The sequence below is a fragment of the Parafrankia sp. BMG5.11 genome (assembly GCF_004337455.1).
This window is the reverse complement of sequence record NZ_SJXI01000003.1, coordinates 157216-176575: the sequence shown is the minus strand read 5'-3', so window position 1 is coordinate 176575 and position 19360 is coordinate 157216. Positions and strand designations below refer to the sequence as shown.

The following is a 19360-nucleotide window of genomic DNA, read 5'->3' as shown; positions in this document are numbered from 1 at the left end:
CTACCTGACCGGCGCTCTAGCTCAGCGCGGCCAGTCGGTCGAAGACGGGGGTGAGCCGCTCGACATAGCGTTCCGGTCGGCTGACCTCGTCCAGGCGAGCCTCGTCGAGCGGCAGGCCGCGGTCGCCCGCGTGCTTGCGCAGCGTCTCGCGGAAGGGGACGCCCGTCTGCCAGGTTTCCATCGCCGCCGCCTGGGTGACGGCGTAGGCGTCCTCGCGCGACAGCCCGGTTTCCACCAGCTCCAACAGCACCGCCGAGGTGTAGACGAGCCCGCCGGTGGCGTCGAGGTTCGCCCGCATCCGTTCCCGGTCGACGACGAGGCCGTCGACGAGCCGGGTGGTGAGGTGCAGCAGGTAGTCCACGCCGCAGGCGGCGTCCGGCAGGGCGATCCGTTCGGTGGAGGAGTGCGAGATGTCCCGCTCGTGCCACAGCGGGACACCTTCGAGGACGGGCACGTACTGGGCCCGGACGATCCGGGCGATCCCCGCGATGCGCTCCGACATGATCGGGTTCTTCTTGTGCGGCATCGCGGACGAGCCTTTCTGGCCCGACCCGAACGGCTCGGACAGCTCCCGGACCTCTGTGCGCTGCCCGTGCCGCACCTCGAGGGCGACCGCCTCGCAGACCGTCGCCAGGCCGGCGAGGGCCGCGACCCAGGAGGCGATCCCGTCCCGCAGGACGACCTGTGTCGCGACCGGCGCCGGGGTGAGGCCGAGCTTGTCCGCGACGTAGCCCTCCACGTCGGTGTCGATGTTCGAGTATGTGCCGACCGCTCCCGAGATCTTCGCGACGCCGACGTCCGCCCGCGCCGCGCGCAGCCGGTCACGGCAGCGGGCCATCCCGAAGGCCAGGTCGGCGACGCGGTGGCCGAACACCGTCGGCTCGCCGTGGATGCCGTGCGTGCGGCCGACCCGCAGGGTCCCGCGGTGCGCCAGCCCGAGGTCGCGCAGCGCGGCGACCAGCCGGTCGGCACGGGCGAGCAGCAGGTCGGTGGCCTCGACGAGCTGGCAGGCGAGCGCGGTGTCGAGCAGGTCCGACGAGGTCATGCCGAAGTGCACGTAGGCCGCGGCGGAACGCGGCTCGGTCTGGTCGGCCCAGGCGGTCAGGAAGGCGATCACGTCGTGCTGGGTGACGGCCTCGATCTCGGCGACGGCCTCCGGCGTCGGGGCCGCCGCGGCACGCACCGGGCCCACCGCGGCGGCCGGGACGCGCCCGGCCGCCGCGTGCGCCTCCAGGACCAGGACCTCGACCTTGCACCACAGCTCGTACTTGTTCGCCTCGGACCACACCCGACCCATGTCGGGCAGCGTGTAGCGACCGATCATGCGCGTGCCGCCGCGGTCGCCGCCGCCGCGACGTCAGCGAGAGAGTCGGCCGCTGCCTGCTCGAACTCGTCCTTGAACGTCGCGAGCTTCAGGCCGAGATCCGGGTCGCCCAGCGCCAGGATCTGGATCGCGAGGATCGCGGCGTTCGTCGAGTTGTTCAGCCCGACGGTGGCCACCGGCACGCCGGGCGGCATCTGCGCGATGGCGAGCATGGAGTCCATGCCGTCCAGCGCGCCACCGGAGATCGGCACGCCGATGACCGGCAGGGTCGTCAGGGCCGCGACGGCGCCCGGCAGCGCGGCGGCGAGCCCGGCGCCGGCGATCACCACCTGGATCTCCCGCGCGCGCAGCTTCCCGACGTACTCCGCGAGCGTGCGCGGGGCGCGGTGCGCCGAGAGGGAGACCTCCTCGTAGGCGACCCCGAAGCGCTCCAGGGTGGCGCCGGCCTTGCTCATGGTCTGGGTGTCCGACGGGGAGCCGTAGACGATCGCCACCCGCGGATCCGTCGAGCCGCCCCTTGCCCCGTTGCCCTGTGACGACTTGCCCTGCGACACGCTCACTCCTTCTTGTCCTGCTGGTCCTGCGACTGGTGAAGGTCGCCCACCCCGGAACCGGCGCGGTGGACGTCCACCGCGCCGCGCATCCGGGACGGGTCCCCGATGTCGGTGCGGTAGTGGGCACCGTCCAGCGAGATGCGGCTGATGGCCTCGTATGCCGATCCTCGCGCGGACTCGAGGTTCGAGCCGATGGCCGTGACGGACAGCACCCTGCCACCCGACGCGACCACCTGCCCCTGTTCGTCCCGGCGGGTCCCGGCGTGGAGCACGTCCACCCCCGCCAGCGCGCCGGCCGCGGCCAGACCACGGATGGGATCACCGAGCCGCGGGTTCGCCGGGTAGCCGGCGGCGGCGACGACCACGGTGATCGCGGCCCCCGACCGCCACACCGGCGGCCGCCGCCCGGAGAGCACGTCGGTCAGCGGCGTGTTGAGCAGTGCCAGGATCGCCTGTACCTCGGGGTCACCGAACCGAACGTTGAACTCGACCACACGAATGCCACGGGACGTCAGCGCCAGCCCGGCGTACAACAGACCGGTGAACGGGGTTCCCCGGCGGGCCATCTCGTCCACTGTCGGCCGGATCACCGTGCGGACCACCTCGGCGGTCAGGTTCCGCGGCGCCCACGGCAGCGGGGTGTAGGCCCCCATCCCGCCGGTGTTCGGGCCGGTGTCGCCGTCGCCGACCCGCTTGTGGTCCTGAGCGGGCAGCAGCGGCACCACCGAGCCGGACTCGGTGACGATCGCGAACAGCGAGACCTCGGGCCCGTCGAGGTACTCCTCGAGCACCACCCGGTCGTCCGGGCCACGCAGGCTCGCCCGGACGGCGTCGACGGCCGCGTCCCGGTCGGTGGTCACGGTGACGCCCTTGCCCGCGGCGAGACCGTCGTACTTCACGACGTACGGCGGGCCGAAACTATCCAGATCGGCCAGCGCCGAGGAGATCTCGGTGTGGTCCCGCGAATCGGCCGTGGGGACGCCCGCCGCTCGCATGATCTCCTTCGCGAACGCCTTGCTGCCCTCCAGTCGCGCGGCCGCGGCGGACGGGCCGAACGCCCGCAGCCCACGGGCCCTGATCTCGTCGGCCGCGCCGGCGACCAGCGGGACCTCGGGGCCGATCACCGTCAGATCGGCGCGCACCGACTCGGCGAGGGCGGCGACAGCATCCGGATCGTCGACCCGCAGCGGACGCGGCTCGGCCAACTCCGCCGTCCCCGCGTTGCCCGGGGCGCACACGAGCGAGCCGACATTGGGATCCCGGGCCAGCGCGCGGCACAACGCGTGCTCACGCCCGCCGGAACCGACGACGAGGACCTTCACAGCTCGGGGGAGGCCGGGGTGGCGGCCGCGGAAGTCACGGGGTCCAGGTTAGCGTGCACGTTGATCATCCTTTGCCTTGTGGCCCTGTCGGCGATGCCGTCCCGAGTGTCCCGGGGATCGACTGGTGCCAGCAATGTCCGCTTGCTCATCAGCAAGAAGAGACCACGACAGGACCCGTGCCGCCTCCACCGGCCACCGCCGTGTCGCATGGTCCGGGCCCCCGCCCGGCGCCCGGCTCGGGCCGCGGGGCTCCGGGGGGCGCGCGTCGGCGCTGTCGACGTCCTTTTATCCGTTTCGATGAAGCGCGGCGACTGAATGAGTGCATGGACTCACTCGATCACCACACTTCTCTGTGCGCGCCGGAAACGGCGCCGGTGGTGGAGATGGAATTAGATGTGGCTAATAGATTAAGAAGGCGGAAGGGCTACAGGCCCACGCCGGCCTGCCAGAGCATGTGAGCCATTCCGTGCACCAGGTGAAGTGCGCAACGGCGGGCGTCCACCTCGGCCATGCCCTCGACTATCGACGGGGCGTCGACGGGCCACACCTGCACCTCACGGCCGAGCACCGTCAGCGGCGCGGGGGCGTCGCGGCCCTCGAAGGTGCGTCCGTCCGGTTCGACGAACAGGTGCAGGGAGCGTCCCGGGGCCGGGAAACTCTCGCAGCGCCAGTAGAGGAGCGGCCAGGCATGCAGCCGCTCGCGGCGAAGGAGCCGGCGGCGTGCCGGTGTGGTCCCCGACCGACGTCCGTGCCGGCCGGTGGGCGGCGGACTGGCGGTGTCGGGGTCCGCGTCGTCCTCGCCACGGCGACGGTCCTGTCTGGAGTCGTCATCCCCGGCCCGTGCGGCGGCGCGGTCCATGGTTGACGTCCGGAGTCGTGGCGTGCCGTTCCAGTCGGGGACATCGTCGTGGGACCGTTCGGCGCGGCGGCCGTTCGTGCGGACGATGACCGGTGGGGTGAGGCGCTCGGCCGCGCAGAAGCCCAGGAAGTCGTCGATCTGGGCCTGGACGTGCTCGGCGATCGCCGCCGCCCGCTCGAGGCGCTGGGCCTCGGCGCGCTTCGAGCTGCGGATGGCGTGACTGCCGCGCAGGAGAACGTCGGTCAGGGTCTCCGGCAGCGCCTCGCCGGTGGGGGAGAAACCGACCGGCCACGTCGAGGGGTCGATGCCGTGGCGTAGCGGATGGTCAGGATGGACGGTGGGTGACCAGCGTGCCGGGCCTGGCTGGCGTGGCGCCGTCGCCGGCTCGAGTTCGGTCGAGGGTCGCGCGGTGGCGAGTGTCTCGTTCGTGATCTCGGAGCCGGCGCCGTCGGCGCCGTCGGCGTGCTCGTCGTCCCAGGAGGCCTGCGACGGGTATCCCGCCATCGCCACCACCCCCGGTCGTCGCCTACTGTGACCGGCCAAGCGTCGACCGTAACGCTCCGTAGTGCAACTCCGGCCCGACCCGATCACCGCGCGAGACTGTTCACCGCACGGGGGACCGGTCACGGCTCGGGTCTGGGCACGGCACGGCACGGGTGAGACTCTCGCCCGCGCGCCGGGCTGGCCGGGACCGGGCACGGCAGGGTGGACGGCTGTGGGGGCCGTGCCCGGGTCAGATCAGTTCGTTGATCACCAGGGTCTGGGCGCGGCCGGGGCCCACCCCGACCGCCGACACCGGGGCGCCCGCCATCTCCTCGAGTGTCGCCACATACGCCTGGGCGGCCTCGGGGAGATCGGCGAACCGGGTGACACCCGAGATGTCCTCGTGCCACCCAGGCAGCTCGACGTAGATCGGTTTCGCGTGGTGGAACTCCGTCTGCGTCATCGGCATCTCATCGGTGCGCTGACCGTTGATCTCGTAGCCCACGCAGACCGGCACCGTGTCGAAGCCGGAAAGTACGTCGAGTTTGGTGAGGAAAAGGTCGGTGAGGCCGTTCACCCGGACTGCGTAGCGGGCGATGACCGCGTCGAACCAGCCGGTGCGCCGGGCCCGGCCGGTGGTGACCCCGAATTCTCCGCCGATGCGGCGCAGCTCCTCGCCGACCTTGTCGTCGAGCTCGGTCGGGAACGGGCCGGCGCCGACCCGGGTCGTGTACGCCTTGATGATCCCGATCACCCGGTTGATGCGGGTGGGGCCGATGCCGGCGCCGGTCGCGGCGTAGCCGGCGGTCGGGTTCGAGGAGGTCACAAACGGATACGTGCCGTGGTCGACGTCCAGGAGGGTGCCCTGGGAGCCCTCGAGGAGGACGACCTTGCCCTCGCGCAGGGCGGTGTCGAGGAGCAGGCCGGTGTCGGCGATGTGCGGGGTCAGCCGCTCGGCGTAGGCGGCGTACTCCTCGACGACCTCGTCGACCTCGATGCGCCGCCGGTTGTAGACCTTGGTCAGGACCTGGTTCTTCTCCCGCAGCGCCAGCTCCAGCTTCTGCCGGAAGATGCCGGGGTCGAGCAGGTCCTGCACCCGGATGCCGGTGCGGGCGACCTTGTCCCCGTACGCAGGGCCGATGCCCCGGCCTGTCGTGCCGATCCGGGCCTTGCCCAGGTACCGCTCGGTGACCCTGTCCAGGGCGCGGTGGTGCGGCATGATCAGATGGGCGTCCGCGCTGATGAGCAGACGGGAGACGTCGACCCCGCGGGCCTGTAGGCCGTCCATCTCCGAGAGCAGCACACCGGGGTCGATCACGACGCCGTTACCGATCACCGGAACGCAGTCGGTGCGGAGCACACCGGACGGAATCAGGTGCAGGGCGTAACTCTCCGCACCGATCACCACCGTGTGTCCGGCGTTGTTGCCACCCTGGTAGCGGACGACGTAGTCGACGGCGCCGCCCAGGAGGTCGGTCGCCTTTCCTTTTCCCTCGTCGCCCCACTGGGCGCCGATGAGGACTAGTGCGGGCACCGGGCGAGGTTACTAGGGATATGGGCCCGTCGTGGTCCGTCCGCCAGACCCTGCGGGCCGGCGGCGGCGTTCCGTGGCCGGATGGCGGCTATGCGAGACCGAGTTCCGCGGCCGCGGCCGGGTCGCTGTCCGTGAGGAACTGCCGGCACCGGGCCGCCTCCTCGCCATCGTTGATCTCCGCCGCGGCGCGGGAGAGCGCGGCCAGCGCCCGCAGGAAGCCGCGGTTCGGCTCGTGGGACCACGGGACCGGCCCGTGCCCCTTCCAGCCGGACCGGCGGAGCTGGTCCAGGCCCCGGTGGTACCCGGTCCGTGCGTAGGCGTACGCCTCCACCGGGCGCCCGGCGCGCAGCGCGTCCTCGGCGAGGACCGCCCAGCCGAGGCTGATGGCCGGGAACCGGGCGGCGACCGTGTCCGGCGTGTCGCCGGCCCGCAACGCGTCCGCGGCCGCCGCGTCGGAGGGCAGCAGCGTGGGCGGCGGGCCCGACAGGAGGTTCTGGTTCGCGGGCGGTGTCGTCATGACCTCATCCTGCCCGACGCCGGAGCCGTTCCGGGGCCGAGCCGCCCGCGGACGGCCACTGAACGGCCACGGACGGCCGCGGGCCCCGCCGGCATCGCGTCGGCGCCCCGTCGGCGTCGTGCCGCCGCCGGCCCTACTTCTCCTGTGTCAGTCGATTTCTTCCGTAGTCTGTCTGTTGGTTTTTAGATTTCTGCTTGACGGCAATCGAGGGCCGGGCGGACCACGACACGGGCGCGGAGGCGAGATCGGGACCAGCCCGGGACCACAGCGCCCTCGTGGAACCTCGTGCCAACGAGGCATAGCCCGACCTGCCAGACGGTCATGAGGACCCGGCGCCCGTCATCCGGAGGTACGCGTGGCCGCCGCAGGTCCGGCGCCGTCCGCGGTCCTGGCGGGTGGCGACGGCGATGTCAGGGGCTCGGGCACCGCGGTCACGCCCGGCCTGGCCCCACGCCCGGCCTGGTCTCGCTGCGGGTGGGCGGGCGCGCACGACGCCCGGCCCGGCGACATCCAGGCCCCGAGGCGCCTTGACATAGACGCCGCGCGACGTCCCGACGTGGCACCGCAGGCCGTCAGCGCCGGGCCGTGGCAGCCGCCAGCCGCTGACGGCGCTGTCAGCCGCTGGGAGCGGATGCGGGTGCCCCGGCCGCCGGTCGTGCCGCCAGCCGGCTGACGGCGCTGTCAGCCACCCTTGGGGGTGCTGCCGACGGTGTGAGGGCGCTGCCGGCCGTCTCAGGGCGTGCGACAGCTGTCGACGCTGTCAGCTGTCGGCAACGTCCGCTGGCGCCGCCGACGTCGGCCGTCGACGGTGGTGTCAGGTGAAGCCGGCGGTGCCGGGGTGCCTGGCGGCGCTGGTGGTGTCAGCCGCTGACGGTGGCGTTCCACAGGTTCTGGCCGACCACGCCGGGCTGACCGTCACTCACTCGGGTGAGGTACGAGTAGAGCGCGGCGATGCCCTGCGATTCCGGGCCGAACTTGCCGTCGACGGTCAGGACGAACCGGCGGTCGCGCATCTCTGCCTGCCATATGAAGGCGTCCGCGCGCACGTCGTCGCCCATACCGACGTTCAGCGCCTCGCCGCCGAACTGGCCGCCGACCTCAGCCCGAGCGCGCTCGAGCGTCATAGGCGGCTCGGCCGGCGTCAGGGCCTGGGCGATCACGTCGCCGCCGGCACCGGACGACGCCGGCGCCGGGCCGTTCCTCGTGAGGCCGAGCTTGCTGGTGCAGCCGGGCCATGGTGACCAGCCGCGGCTGTTGTACAGCTTGTACGCGGCCTCGTCCTGCATCGCGGGAGGAGCCTGGTCGGGTCGGCCGGGGTAGCCCAGGCCCGTCCAGGTGCGCTGGTCGAACTGGTAGGCACCGTAGAAGCCGTTGCCGGTGTTGATGGCGTAGTTGCCGCCCGACTCGCACTTGCGGAGCTTCGCGAAGTCGTCGGCAGTCGCCGCTCCCGCGGGAGCGGCGGTCACCGCGAGCCCGGTGCCGACCAGCGCCGTCACGGCGCCGGTGGTGCGCAGGACCCGAGTCGCGGTGGACGGTCCCTGGGTCGCTCGGTGCCTTCCGCCACGGCCATTGGAACGGGCGGGAACACGATCATGCGATCGCATCAGAGTCCTTCCCGTCGCCTACGGGGTGAGCTGTCGGGTTCGGGCTGGAAGTTGCCCGGTCGGCGCCGCTGGCCCGGAGCCCGTCCTCGCGGATCGGTGTGCTCCCGGCCGCACGTTTCGCCGGCTTAACCCCTAGGACGCCGGGGGGGCGTCCGGATGGTGGGTCCCCCGCTCCTGCCCGATGTTGTCCGTGCTCGTTCCGGCCATGGGGACGGGGGCAGGACTCGGCGTCCGTCCGCATGACCTCGCCCGGGGAGGCGAGTGGGCGGAACTGTAGCGAGATCTAGCTAGACGGCGCAAATTCGGGCGGCTAGTGGGGGATGCGAAAGGACCACATCGGAGCTACCCGAATGGGCTGATTGACGAGTGACGTAGCCGATTGTGACGAGACGCACTGATCCGGATGACGTTACCGCCAGGCCGCGGACGGCCGTCCGCCGGGGTGGGTCGGGCCGCGTGCCGTCGCGTCTGGACGGCTCCTCGAAAGTATTTTTGTCGTTCGTTTGTAGTTTTTTCCTAGATAATTACGTTTTGTATATCTAACATGACTATATGTAGGTTGATGGGGTTGTGGGCCCGGGGGCACGGGGCGCGGCGGAGGGAGGACCTGCACGGGCGACGGGATCGGGCTGGCCGTCCGCGGCGGGCGTGTCCCGGCCTGTGTGGGACACGCCCGCCCGCCGGGATCACCGGCGTGGACGGCTCCTCCTGCGGCCTGGGCCGGAGGAGATCATGCGGCGGGCTCGACCTAGCAGAGTCGGCGGCGGATCACGCGCCGCGGCGACTTGGCTGTCGGAGGGTTCGTCCGATCATCGGGTGGATCACGGATGAGAACACGGCCCCCGGCATCGGGACTTCGACGCCGGCTTGCCGCCTGAGTCCGTACCGCCTCCCGTGCCGCGCGGATCGTTGGGGCGATCCGCGCACCGGCCCCCGCCCGCACGGCGGGGTCTGCCCCGTGCGGGCGGGTCATACGGTCCTGGCGCCGGCGGGTCTTCGCCGCGGACGAACCGGGGCGACGCAGAGTGCCGAGCTCGTGCTGGTGGGGGAATCGCGGTTGCGACAGCACGTGGTCGGCCGCGGGCGGGATGTCCGGAGACACACCGGCTGGGCGGAGTTGGAACACGGATGATTCGCCGGCGCCCGGTTCGAGGGCCTGAGTCCATGGAGGGATGGCTCACCGCGACGGGCGCGGGTGGGATGCCTCGTCCGGGGGAAGGACGCCTTGCGAAGGGGGCTCGACCGGTGCGTGGGGGCCACCGCGACCGGACGGCGGCGTGGGGGCGGCCGTCAGGAGGGTGCGGTGGGTCGGTTCAGGCCAGCGGGGGAGCGGGCGCCGCGTGCGGCGGTGGCCGTCAGACGGCCCGGCTGGTGACCGAGTGCGCCGGTCGGCAGACGTCAGCCGAAGGTGGCCGCCCAGGTCTGCGGACCCAGGACGCCGTCCACCACGAGGCCGCGTGCGGCCTGGAAGTCACGCGCCGCGGCCGCGGACCGTGGTCCGTAGCTGCCGTCGACCGTGAGGGGGTAGCCGAGGGAGGTCATCTTGGCCTGCCAGGAGCGGACTTCGTCGCTGACCTGGTTGACCATCGACGCGGTGTATGTCCGCGTCAGGTTCGGGACGCCCGCGGCTGCGGGCTGGGCGACCAGCGAGGTGCGCTCGGCCGCTCTGGACGCCTGGACCCCGGCGCCTGATGACGACGCGCCGGGCAGGAGCTGCTCGGAGCCCATTCCGCTCCCGCAGACCGGCCACTGGCCGAACCCGGAACGGAGTGCGAGTTGCAGTGCCGCTGCGTCCTGCACGGCGGGCGGAGCCGTGTGTGGCAGCCCCGAGTAGCCGAGGCTGCGCCAGGTGCCTGGCGAGAACTGGTAAGCGCCATAGTAGCCGTTACCGGTGTTCGTCGTGTAGTTACCGCCGGACTCGCATTGCCGTAGACCTTCCCAGGTCGTGGCGGCGTTGGCCGGCTGGCTCAGGGCGAGTGTTCCGCCGACCGCCGCGGCGATGACGGGGACGGAGACGAGAGTGCGGGCCCGGCTGCGGGTACTGCTGCGGCGTTGTCGGCCACTGGTACGTGCGTCGGACATGCGTGAGTTTTCCTTCCCCACGCCTGCGAGGTGAGCTGTCGGGTTCGGGCAGGGAAAAAGCCCGGCCGCCAAGTCAGGAACTCCGGAAATCCTGTGCCTTCGGCAACGGAGGACAAGCTTCCTCCTCGTGCCGTCGGCGTTAGCGGCTTCACCCCAAGGTCCCCAGAATCGGCGACCGGGTATTGGTTCCCCCGCTCCTGCCATCGGGTTTCTGTTTCCAACGGATGGGGGCAGGGATTCGGCGTGCCACCCGTCGGGTGCCCGGCCTGTCTCCGGGCACGGCGAAGACCATAACCACGCCGTCAGGTCGAATGACAAGCACTGAATGCCTCGGGTGAAAAAGAGCACACCGTCCGGTGGCTGCTTGAGGTTTGATCACGGTGCTGGTATCGCGCGCGCATGCGCGCTCATTAACTTGGCGACCGCGTCGTGGAGGGTGGTTCGTACCGACAGATCACACTGGTGAAAGATCGTTACCATTGGGCGTGCTGTCGGCAATCAAGCCGAATATGCGAGAAGGCTACCCGCGGCCGGCCAGGCCGTCATCAAGCAGCTAGAAAATTCATATCGTCGTGCTGATACCAGCCCGCATGCCGTGATGTGTGAGAAACGCAACTGTAACTATGAGTTAACTTGTTGGGGTGTTTCTGTGACTGCTTGCGGGGTGGTGGCGTCCCTCGGGGTCGGGTCGGTACGTCCCATTCGTCCCTCGGATCGATCTTGGCTGAGGTGGGTCCGTGTGTGTCTCTCGCTCGTGATCGGGCGATCGCGTGGGCTGTCTGGTGCCTCTCTGCGTGCCCCGAAGTAGCCCCGTTCGGGCGGGAATCCGAGCTGTCCCGCGGGCCCACGGGCGGGGCGGCTCGCGGTTCGGCCACGGCGTGCGTCTCGGGGCGGGCCGGAAGAGGTATCACCGGGGCGCACGAACGGGTGCGCTCGGGTCACCGCGGCAGCAGCGTTCGGCGCGCGGCCGCATGTGTCGGCATGTGTCGGGTAGGACGCATCGGGGCCGCTGAGACACATAGGAGCCCACGCGAACGCTGCGTCCGGTGTGGACTCCGATGGGTCGTGCGCGTGGTCTCGGCAGGCTTTACCCGATCCGCAACCCATGAGGGGCCTGTGGTGGGCTGTGGGCTTCGGAGTGTCCTGGGTTGGTATGGGCGCCGATGTCGCGCCGACCGCCCGCACGATCTTCATGAGGCCTCGCCGGGCGGGTGACGCCTCGCGTCCACATCGAGGGTGCGCTTCCGCATGGATAGGAGCGGGTGCACACTCTGTTCCGAGTTGGCGCCGTGTGCTCCGCTGGGCACCGCGCGCCCACGATAGCTTTGTGTGCCTATTTGGGCACTATGCGTCCCGGGTGTCATTGGGTGTCCGGATGGCACTGAGCGTCCCGGATGGCACTGGGCGTCCCGGGCGGCATCGGGCGGCACCGGGTGTCGGGCGGCACCGGGCGAGGGGCCCCGTCCCGGGTAAACGGTGCGTGTCCCGACAGGTACCTCATTGTTCCCGGGGAATGTGGTCCCCCGGGCGTGCGGCGCTCAGGGGGTTCCGGTGCCGCCCTCCGCGGCCGCGGACGCTCGGCCGACCGAAGAGCAATGAGGAGACACGGCGTCGAGACATAGGGAGAGCGGAGCCATGGGGAGAACAGTGCCATGTGCGGCCGAGGGCCACAGCCCGGGACACATGGACTCCGCGGGGCATAGATGTACTCCCGGGGACAGGCGTCCCCGGGAGGGAGAGGAACGGATCAGGTGACCGTCGGGCCGTGAACCGGACGAGGCTGGTCAGACCCCGATCGACCGGCCGGCGGACCGCAGGTCGTCACAGGCCTGGGCGACCCGGGCGGCCATGGCGGTTTCGGCGGCCTTGCCGTAGGTGCGCGGGTCGTAGGCCTTCTTGACCCCGACCTCACCGTCCACCTTGAGGACACCGTCGTAGTTGCGGAGCATGTGGTCGACGATCGGCCGGGTGAACGCGTACTGGGTGTCGGTGTCCACGTTCATCTTGATGACGCCGTAGTCGAGCGTTTCGCGGATCTCGGAGAGGTCCGACCCACTGCCGCCGTGGAAGACCAGGTTGAACGGCTTCGCGTCGGCGGCCAGGCCGAGCTTCTCGGCCACGTGCTGCTGACCCTCGCGCAGGATCGAGGGTCGGAGCTTGACGTTCCCCGGCTTGTAGACGCCGTGCACGTTGCCGAACGTCGCGGCCAGCATGTAGCTGCCCTTTTCTCCGGTGCCGAGAACCTCGGCGGTGCGGAACATGTCGCCGGGGGTGGTGTAGAGCTTCTCGTCGATGGCGCCTACGACGCCGTCCTCCTCACCACCGACGACACCGATTTCGACTTCCAGCACGATGCGCGCCGCGCGACAGTCGGCGAGCAGCTCGTCGGCAATCTTGAGGTTCTCCTCGAGCTCGACCGCCGAACCGTCCCACATGTGGGACTGGAAAAGCGGGTCGCGGCCCTGCGCCACACGCTCCTTCGAGATGGCGATCAGCGGGCGGATGTAGGTGTCCAGCTTGTCGGCGGGGCAGTGGTCCGTGTGCAGCGCGATGTTCACCGGGTATGCCTTGGCGACGTGGTGCGCGTATTCGGCGAGCGCTTCCGCGCCCAGCACCATGTTCTTGATGGTCGTTCCCGAGAGGAACTCGGCGCCGCCGGTCGACACCTGGACGATTCCGTCGCTGCCGGCTTCCGCGAAACCCCGGAGCGCGGCATTGAGGGTCTGCGACGAGGTCACGTTGATGGCGGGGTAGGCGTAGGCGTTCGACTTCGCCCGGCTGAGCATCTCGGCGTAGACGTCTGGGCTGGCGATGGGCATCGGTGGAACTCCTCGAAAGGTGTAGGGGCGCCGCGGCCGGCTGGCGGCACACACCGCCCGCGGGCCTTGGCGCCGGCCGCGCCGCCGAACCCGCCACCGGATCCCTGGATCCCCATGAGTCCGGTCGCGCCCGACGCGTGCCGACGGCAGGTGTAGGCCGAAGGGTATGCCGTCGCGCGCCTCGGACGGGTGTGGTTCCACGCGACATCGCCGGAAGGCGGCTGGATGTCTCCTCCCCGCCCGCCGCGCCCGGCAGACTGGCCGAGTGGACATCGAGAGCCTCTCCGGGATGACCCTCTACGTCATCCTCTTCGCGGTGATATTTGCGGAGAGCGGGATCCTGGTCGGCTTCTGGCTTCCAGGGGACACCATCCTGTTCGCGGCCGGTCTGGTCGCCGCGGATCCGGCCGCGGACGTGTCAATCGTCGTGGTCGCGGTCGGTGTCGCGGTGGTGGCCAGCGCCGGCGCCGTGGTGGGCTATGCCACCGGCAGCCACCTGGGCCGGCCCTACCTGGAACGCCGACACGCGCGGGCACTCGGCCGAACCGAGGAGTTCTACCGCCGGTTCGGCGCGGTGACCCTGATCGCGGCCAGGTTCGTCCCCTGGGCGCGGACGTTCGCTCCGGTGCTGGCGGGCGCGGTGGCGATGCCGCGGCACCGGTTCGGTGTGGCCGTGGTCATCGGCGCCGTCGTCTGGGGGACGGGCCTGACCCTGCTGGGCTACGAGGCCGCCTCGATCCCGGGCCTGCGGGACGCGGCGCTGTGGATCGCGCTGGTGGTCATCGTCGTGTCCGTCCTGGCGGGGGCGGTCGGTGAGCTGCTCCGCCGGCGGGTAGCGCGGCCGCGGGGCCTGGCGGCTCCAGCGGGACCAGCGGGACCAGTGGGACCAGCCCGCACTGAGCGGGTCCCAGGAGATCCCGGCGACGGGACCACCTCGGACTGACCCCTTATATGCCTGGTCGGTGGGTTCGTCCTGGCCCGGCCGGACCCCTACGGCTACAGATCGCTAGTCTCTTCGGGTGAGCGAGCGGCCGGCAAGCCGATCACACAGAGGGTCCGAATGCACTCAGAGCGTCCTGAACGTGACCGGGCTGCGCCGTCCGGTCCGGGCTTGCGTGTACGGCCGGGCTCGCATGCGCGACCGGGCTCGCGTGCGCGGCCGGCCCTGCGTGCGCGGAGTTCGCGCGCCGCGGACCCGGCCGGCCCCGCGGGCCCGGTCCAGGACGTGGTCCGTGGCCGGCGGCACCGAAGACGTCCCACGCCCGGGCGGGCGGGCGGGCTGCGCGCCGCCGCGGGGCTGGTGGCGCTGACGCTGGTCACGCTCGGGCTCGTGGCGGCCTCGGGCGAGGTCCCCTCGACGTCGAGCGCGGCGGGCCGTGGCCTCTCCGGGTTCAACAGGGTTGTCGCGGGCGGGACCGGTGCGGGCACCGCGGATCACACCGCGGGCACGGATGCCGTCGGCGCACCGCCTGGCAGCGCGTCGCGGAGCGGGCGGGGCGCCCTGGCCGGGTACGGCGGGTCGCCCGCCGATCCGGTGTGGCCGGCCGACCGGGGGCCGGTGAGCGGTGTGCTGGTGCTGCGGGCCGATCCCGCGCTGCTCGCGATCATGGCCGCCGACGGGCAACCGGGCTCGGCACCGGGCGAGCCCTGGGTCCTCTACCTGCTCTCGGGCCCCGTGAACGTGACCCGGTGGGCGATGGGCGAGCCGTTCGAGGCAAGCATCGACACCCGGCAGCTGCCGAACGGCGACTACACCCTGTCCGAGGTGATCTTCCGCGCGACGCACGCCCCGCTGGTCCGCACCGGCCGGGTGCCCGTCGCGAACCCCCTCCCGCCCGGGGTGGACCAGACGGCTCCGGGCGGAGCCGCGCCGCGGTCAGCGGCGGCCGCCGCCGATCCGGGCGACGGCACGCCCCGGGGTACGCCGCCCGGCCCTGCCGGGTCGGCCTCCGCGGGAGTGTCCGGCTCCCCGACAGGCGCCGGTTCGCCGTCGGGCGCCGAGCCGGCGGCGGCCGCGAGCACCGCGGCGGGCGCGGTGGCCGGGCCGGCACCGGCCCCCGTCGCCTCCGGCGCCCGGCTCGCCGGGACCCCGACCGGCGCGGGCGGCGGTGCCGGGTCGGCGGCGACGGCCGCGCTGATCGAGGAGGTCGTCACGCGGACCAATGCCCAGCGCTCGGCCGCGGGCTGCCCGGCCCTCGCGGTCGACGCCCGCCTGGCGGCTTCGGCCCAGGAGCACAGCGCGGACATGGCGGCCCGGAACTACTTCGACCACAGCGGCCGGGACGGGCGGTCGCCCTTCGACCGGATCGCGGCGGCGGGCTACGTCTTCTCGATCGCGGCGGAGAACATCGCGGCCGGCCAGCGGACCCCGGCCGACGTCGTCGCGGACTGGATGGCGAGCCCCGGCCACCGGGCGAACATCCTGAACTGTTCGCTCAGCCAGATCGGTGTCGGGTTCGCCACCGGAGGTGACTACGGCACCTACTGGGTCCAGGATTTCGGCTCGCCGTAACGGCACCAATCGGGCGGCCCATTCCCGCTGGTGTTCTTTTGTCGACCCTTTTCTGTGGCCTTCGGGTGGCGTCTCGAAACCGCTCCGGAGGGTCCCGGACGGCGCCCCGGACGGCGGCCCGCGCCGGCCCAGAACCAGGCGCCCTCATCGGGCCCGGTACTATCGCTCGCCATCATGCTCAGGCCGGCCGACTCCGCCGGCAGAGCGGACACCAAAAGATCACGTATCGTCTGGTCCGGAACAGGCCGGGTCGGGTAACCAGCCGCCGGTGTGCGTGGGTCGGCGCCGGCCGGCTGGCCGCGAAGCGGGTGAGGGAGGGCGAGCGTGGTGCGGTCGGTGGTCACCGGCGCGGCCGGATTCCTCGGCGGCGCCGTGGCGCATGAGCTCCGCCGGCGCGGTGACGAGGTCATCGGGCTCGACGTGCGGCGCGCGCCGGGCGTCACCCTGGCCGACGTCACGACGTCCGGGAGCTGGGAGAAGGCGCTCGAAGGCGCTGACCTGCTCGTGCACGCCGCCGCCGTGGGCATGGGCGGCGTCGGGGAGCTGGCGCCGGTGCGGGCCGGCCGGGCGACCCCGCCCAGCGGCATCACCACCGCGCAGATGCGCAAGGTGCTGCTCGGCGGGACCGCGACGGTGCTCGACGCGGCCCAGCGCGCTGGTGTCCGCCGCGTGGTCCACCTGTCCTGCGTGAGCGCGCTCGGCGACGACGCACCGCACGTGGCCGACGAGTCCGCGCCGGTCGGCCTCACCGGCGAGCCGCGCGCCGACGCGATCGCCGCCGCCGAGCAGACCGTCAGCGCGGCCGCCGCCCACGGGGCCCCCGTCACCGTGCTGCGGATCGCCGACGCCTACGGCCCGCGCGCCGGCCGCTGGACGCTGTGGCCCGTGCTGCTGATGCGGGCCGGCCGGTTCGTCCTCGTCGACGGCGGGCGCGGCATGCTGAGCCCCGTCCACGTCGACGACGTGGTGAGCGCGGTGATGGCCGTCGCGGCCGCCCCGGGCGAGGCGGTGACCGGCCAGGTGCTGCACGTGACCGGTCCGGGCACGGCGACGGTGGCCGAATTCTTCGGGCGGTACGCCGCGATGGCGCAGGTGCGGACGCCCCGGTCCGTGCCTGCGCGGCTGTGCGAGGTCGTCGACGCCGTCGACCGGCTGCCGAGCCGGCAGTCGGCGTCCGCGGGCGGCCGTCCGGGCCTGCTGCGCGGGATCGGCGCGGCCCTCATGGCCAACGTGGACCCGCGTGTCCGGGTCGACCTCGGCCCGCTGACGATCCAGGACGTCACCAGGCGCGGCACGGTCTCCGGGGACCGGATCGCCGCGCTCGTCGGCTGGCGGGGCGAGGTCGACCTCGACGAGGGCATGCGGCGGACCGGTTCCTGGCTGCGCGACCGGGGCCTGCTGGGGGTCCCGGAGCCGGCCCGCCGTGGGTGAGGGTCCCACCCTCACCACCGCGCGGCTGCGCGCACTCCCCCTCACCGTCTGGAACGCCGGGTTCGTCGCCGAGGAGCTCGCGCAGGCGATGGTCGCCGCCAACCACGGCGCGCCTGTCCGGCTGGCGGCCGGCGAGCTGTTCGGCGGCGCGGTCGACTCCGCGCCGGCCGATTCCACGCCGGCCGACTCGGTCGCCACGGACCCGACGGGTGTGCGCCGGGAGCTGCGGCGCAGGATCGGTGCCGGCCGGGGAATCCTGACCTGGGTGCTGCGTGCGGACGACGGCACGGCGCTCGGTCTGCTCGCCGCCGACATGCATGCCGCCCGGGCCGCGGTCGGCGTCCGGGTGAGCGCCGCCCACCGGCGCGACGGGTACGCCGCGGAGGCCGTCCGGGCCGTCGCAAGCTGGCTGGAGTACCGGGGGGTTCTGGTCGGGACGAGGGTCCGCGTCGGGGACACCGCCGCGAAGCGGCTCGCCCAGTCGACGGCGTTCGTGCCCACCGGCGTGCTGCTCACCGAACGCCGTCGGCTGTGGATCCGCCCGCCGCCCGGCTGACGCCGTCGGCTGCCCCGTCCCGGATGTCGCGGATGGTCGGCCAGTCACCTGAATGTCGCGGATGACCTGGCAGTGAGGGATATCCGGAATGGCCGGGCCTCGGCGGGGCAGCCCGGGATGGCCTGGCAGTGGTCTGACGATCGCCGCGTGACCCGGCATACATCGTTACTTAGAGTTAACGTTGTCGGCGTGTCGAGTGGCCTGGGTGTCCGCGGGCGCCGCGGCGCGAGCCGGTGGCGCGGCCCCGGGCGTCGACGCTCCAGGCGCCCGCTGTCCAGCGGCCGATCGCCCGAACGTGCCATCGGCCCTGGTCACCCTCTTTCCCTCACCCCCCGGGGGTGGTATTCCTGAGGGCCCCCCGAGGCTGGGGTGTCGGCTATCCGACACAGGTTTTTCATGGTTCCGTGAGACGGCGGGGCCGGGCCGGACACGCCGATACCACGGCCCCCTGTTCAGATCGTGACGTCCTGGGGCACCATAGGAACCGATGTCGCAACCGGTAGCCGGGTCCGCCCGGCCCCGGCGGGGGCGTCTGCGACGGGCCGCGGGCGGCGCGTCGCAATGGGGAGGGAGCCCGCACGTCCGGCGTCACCTGCGCCCTGGGAGGTCTGCACGATGAGCGTGGATGCCCGTCGGGAAGTTCCTACCGGAACACGGTCGAGCGAGGTCACGTACGACCATCTGATCATTCCGCCGCACTGGCGGCGGCCGGCGGGGCCCGGGCCGGGGGAGCCGAACCCGCTGTTCCCCGCGGGTGAGCAGGCGACGGCACCGCCGCCCGGGCCCGCCGTGACCGGCGCGTCTCCGATCAATCCGATGACCGGCCCGATGACCGGTCCGCTGCTGGTCGGCACGACTGCCCGCGCCTTCGCCAAGCTGGACGACATGGTCCGGCTCGGTGACGACGACCGCGCGGTGATCGACGACCGGCGGGCGGAGGCGGAGCGGGCGCTGCGGTCGATCTTCCCGCCGCGCTGCGCGCTGCCCCTGGTGGGCGTGGCCACGATCGGGTCCGCCGGGCGCGACACGATGATCCGTCCGCTCGACGAGGTGGACATCTTCGTGGTCTTCAGCGCGGCGAACAGCGCGTGGAAGCGCTTCCGGTGGGATTCTCGCGACCTGCTCGTCTGCGTCCGCAACGCCATCGGTGGCGACCGGGTGCAGACGATCGGCACCCGCGGCCAGGCGCTGCGCATCGTCTACGACGCCGCGCCGGACGTCCACCTCGTGCCGGCCTTCGACCACCCCCGCGCCGGCTACGTCATCCCGGACAGGGTGGGCGGCTGGCTGCCGACCCGGCCGGAGCGGCACGCGAGCTGGACGATGGACCTCGGCCCGCGGGTCATCTCGGCGGTCCGGCTGCTCAAGGCGTGGAACCGGGTGTGCGGCAGCCACCTGCGCTCGTTCCACATCGAGGCGCTCGCGGGGCAGGTGCTCGCGGGCCGCGGTCTCAACACGCGCCAGGGCCTTGCCGAGGTGTTCCGGCACATGGACGAGGTCGGCCTCGTGGTCGGCGATCCGTCCGACATCCGCGGTGACCTGTCCAGCTACCTTCGCCAGGACGACCTCGAGGATCTTGGCGCCTTCGTCCGCCAGGCGCGCACCTACTCGGCCAAGGCGGTCGCGGCCGAGCGCGCCGGGGACCACGAGGAGGCCGTCAGCCTGTGGGGCACCGTCTTCGGCCCGGAGTTCCCGACCTTCGGGTGACGTCGGCCCGCCGGGCCCGCTGATCACCGGCGGTGCCTGGCCGGTAGCCGGCCGGT

At 72.3% G+C, this 19360-nt stretch carries 15 protein-coding genes and 1 riboswitch; of the genes, 6 read left to right on the top strand and 9 right to left on the bottom strand.

Translation table 11 applies throughout. The annotated features are described in order from the left end of the window. Positions 1–16 precede the first annotated feature (16 nt). From purB to E0504_RS04155, 6 genes are all read right to left on the bottom strand, one after another. Positions 17–1324 carry an adenylosuccinate lyase gene (gene purB / locus E0504_RS04180; RefSeq protein ID WP_112104732.1) on the bottom strand — a complete coding sequence of 436 codons (1308 nt, stop codon included), beginning with the start codon at positions 1322–1324 and terminating at the stop codon, positions 17–19. Then, positions 1321–1884 (bottom strand): 5-(carboxyamino)imidazole ribonucleotide mutase, encoded by a 564-nt coding sequence (gene purE / locus E0504_RS04175; protein ID WP_071060823.1) that lies wholly within the window; start codon positions 1882–1884, stop codon positions 1321–1323. The genes purB and purE overlap by 4 nt, the downstream gene beginning before the upstream one ends. Continuing rightward, positions 1881–3200: a phosphoribosylamine--glycine ligase gene (gene purD, locus E0504_RS04170; RefSeq protein ID WP_012157652.1), complete on the bottom strand. Its 1320-nt coding sequence runs from the start codon at positions 3198–3200 to the stop codon at positions 1881–1883. The genes purE and purD overlap by 4 nt, the downstream gene beginning before the upstream one ends. 424 nt (positions 3201–3624) lie before the next feature. After that, entirely contained in the window at positions 3625–4563 is a 939-nt protein-coding gene (locus E0504_RS04165; RefSeq protein WP_112104738.1) for a hypothetical protein, read from the bottom strand. A 229-nt stretch (positions 4564–4792) separates the two neighbouring features. Continuing rightward, positions 4793–6076 (bottom strand): adenylosuccinate synthase, encoded by a 1284-nt coding sequence (locus tag E0504_RS04160; RefSeq protein WP_012157655.1) that lies wholly within the window; start codon positions 6074–6076, stop codon positions 4793–4795. 88 nt (positions 6077–6164) lie between these two features. Beyond that, on the bottom strand, positions 6165–6593 hold the full coding sequence (locus E0504_RS04155; protein ID WP_071060827.1) for a DUF3151 domain-containing protein: 429 nt from the start codon (positions 6591–6593) through the stop codon (positions 6165–6167). A gap of 355 nt (positions 6594–6948) precedes the next feature. Between E0504_RS04155 and E0504_RS04150 the strand changes: the two genes are divergently transcribed. Further along, positions 6949–7266 carry a hypothetical protein gene (locus tag E0504_RS04150; protein WP_131622067.1) on the top strand — a complete coding sequence of 106 codons (318 nt, stop codon included), beginning with the start codon at positions 6949–6951 and terminating at the stop codon, positions 7264–7266. Positions 7267–7453: 187 nt separating this feature from the next. Here E0504_RS04150 and E0504_RS04145 read toward each other — a convergent pair whose 3' ends face one another. The 3 genes from E0504_RS04145 to fbaA form a co-directional block, all read right to left on the bottom strand. Further along, entirely contained in the window at positions 7454–8197 is a 744-nt protein-coding gene (locus E0504_RS04145) for a transglycosylase family protein (RefSeq protein ID WP_112104733.1), read from the bottom strand. A 1398-nt stretch (positions 8198–9595) separates the two neighbouring features. Continuing rightward, positions 9596–10279, bottom strand: a complete 684-nt coding sequence (locus E0504_RS04140; protein WP_112104739.1) for a transglycosylase family protein — start codon at positions 10277–10279, stop codon at positions 9596–9598. Between the two features lie 6 nt (positions 10280–10285). Beyond that, positions 10286–10533: riboswitch (cyclic di-AMP (ydaO/yuaA leader) on the bottom strand. 1530 nt (positions 10534–12063) lie between these two features. After that, entirely contained in the window at positions 12064–13098 is a 1035-nt protein-coding gene (gene fbaA, locus E0504_RS04135) for a class II fructose-bisphosphate aldolase (protein WP_012157661.1), read from the bottom strand. Positions 13099–13363: 265 nt separating this feature from the next. Here fbaA and E0504_RS04130 point away from each other — a divergent pair, with 265 nt between their 5' ends. The 5 genes from E0504_RS04130 to E0504_RS04110 all read left to right on the top strand — a co-directional run bounded on the left by E0504_RS04130 (position 13364) and on the right by E0504_RS04110 (position 19304). Further along, a complete protein-coding gene (locus tag E0504_RS04130) occupies positions 13364–14041 on the top strand; it encodes a DedA family protein (protein WP_235013589.1) in 678 nt (225 codons plus the stop codon). Positions 14042–14323: 282 nt separating this feature from the next. After that, complete coding sequence (locus tag E0504_RS04125; protein WP_243657405.1) at positions 14324–15610, top strand: CAP domain-containing protein; 1287 nt, start codon at positions 14324–14326, stop codon at positions 15608–15610. Between the two features lie 324 nt (positions 15611–15934). Beyond that, positions 15935–17041 (top strand): NAD(P)-dependent oxidoreductase, encoded by a 1107-nt coding sequence (locus E0504_RS04120; protein ID WP_112108091.1) that lies wholly within the window; start codon positions 15935–15937, stop codon positions 17039–17041. Further along, complete coding sequence (locus E0504_RS04115; protein ID WP_071060837.1) at positions 17034–17597, top strand: GNAT family N-acetyltransferase; 564 nt, start codon at positions 17034–17036, stop codon at positions 17595–17597. Before E0504_RS04120 ends, E0504_RS04115 begins: the two co-directional genes overlap by 8 nt. A 615-nt stretch (positions 17598–18212) precedes the next feature. Then, the gene (locus tag E0504_RS04110) at positions 18213–19304 is read left to right on the top strand and encodes a nucleotidyltransferase (RefSeq protein WP_012157666.1); all 1092 of its coding nucleotides are present in this window, start codon (positions 18213–18215) and stop codon (positions 19302–19304) included. Positions 19305–19360: the final 56 nt, after the last annotated feature.

What these genes read in the sequence shown, in the direction of transcription:
- purB (WP_112104732.1), bottom strand. Translation starts at nt 1,324, where the DNA reads ATGATCGGTCGCTACACGCTGCCCGACATGGGTCGGGTGTGGTCCGAG.
- E0504_RS04165 (WP_112104738.1), bottom strand. Translation starts at nt 4,563, where the DNA reads ATGGCGGGATACCCGTCGCAGGCCTCCTGGGACGACGAGCACGCCGAC.
- E0504_RS04145 (WP_112104733.1), bottom strand. Translation starts at nt 8,197, where the DNA reads ATGCGATCGCATGATCGTGTTCCCGCCCGTTCCAATGGCCGTGGCGGA.
- E0504_RS04140 (WP_112104739.1), bottom strand. Translation starts at nt 10,279, where the DNA reads ATGTCCGACGCACGTACCAGTGGCCGACAACGCCGCAGCAGTACCCGC.
- E0504_RS04110 (WP_012157666.1), top strand. Translation starts at nt 18,213, where the DNA reads ATGAGCGTGGATGCCCGTCGGGAAGTTCCTACCGGAACACGGTCGAGC.
- fbaA (WP_012157661.1), bottom strand. Translation starts at nt 13,098, where the DNA reads ATGCCCATCGCCAGCCCAGACGTCTACGCCGAGATGCTCAGCCGGGCG.
- E0504_RS04155 (WP_071060827.1), bottom strand. Translation starts at nt 6,593, where the DNA reads ATGACGACACCGCCCGCGAACCAGAACCTCCTGTCGGGCCCGCCGCCC.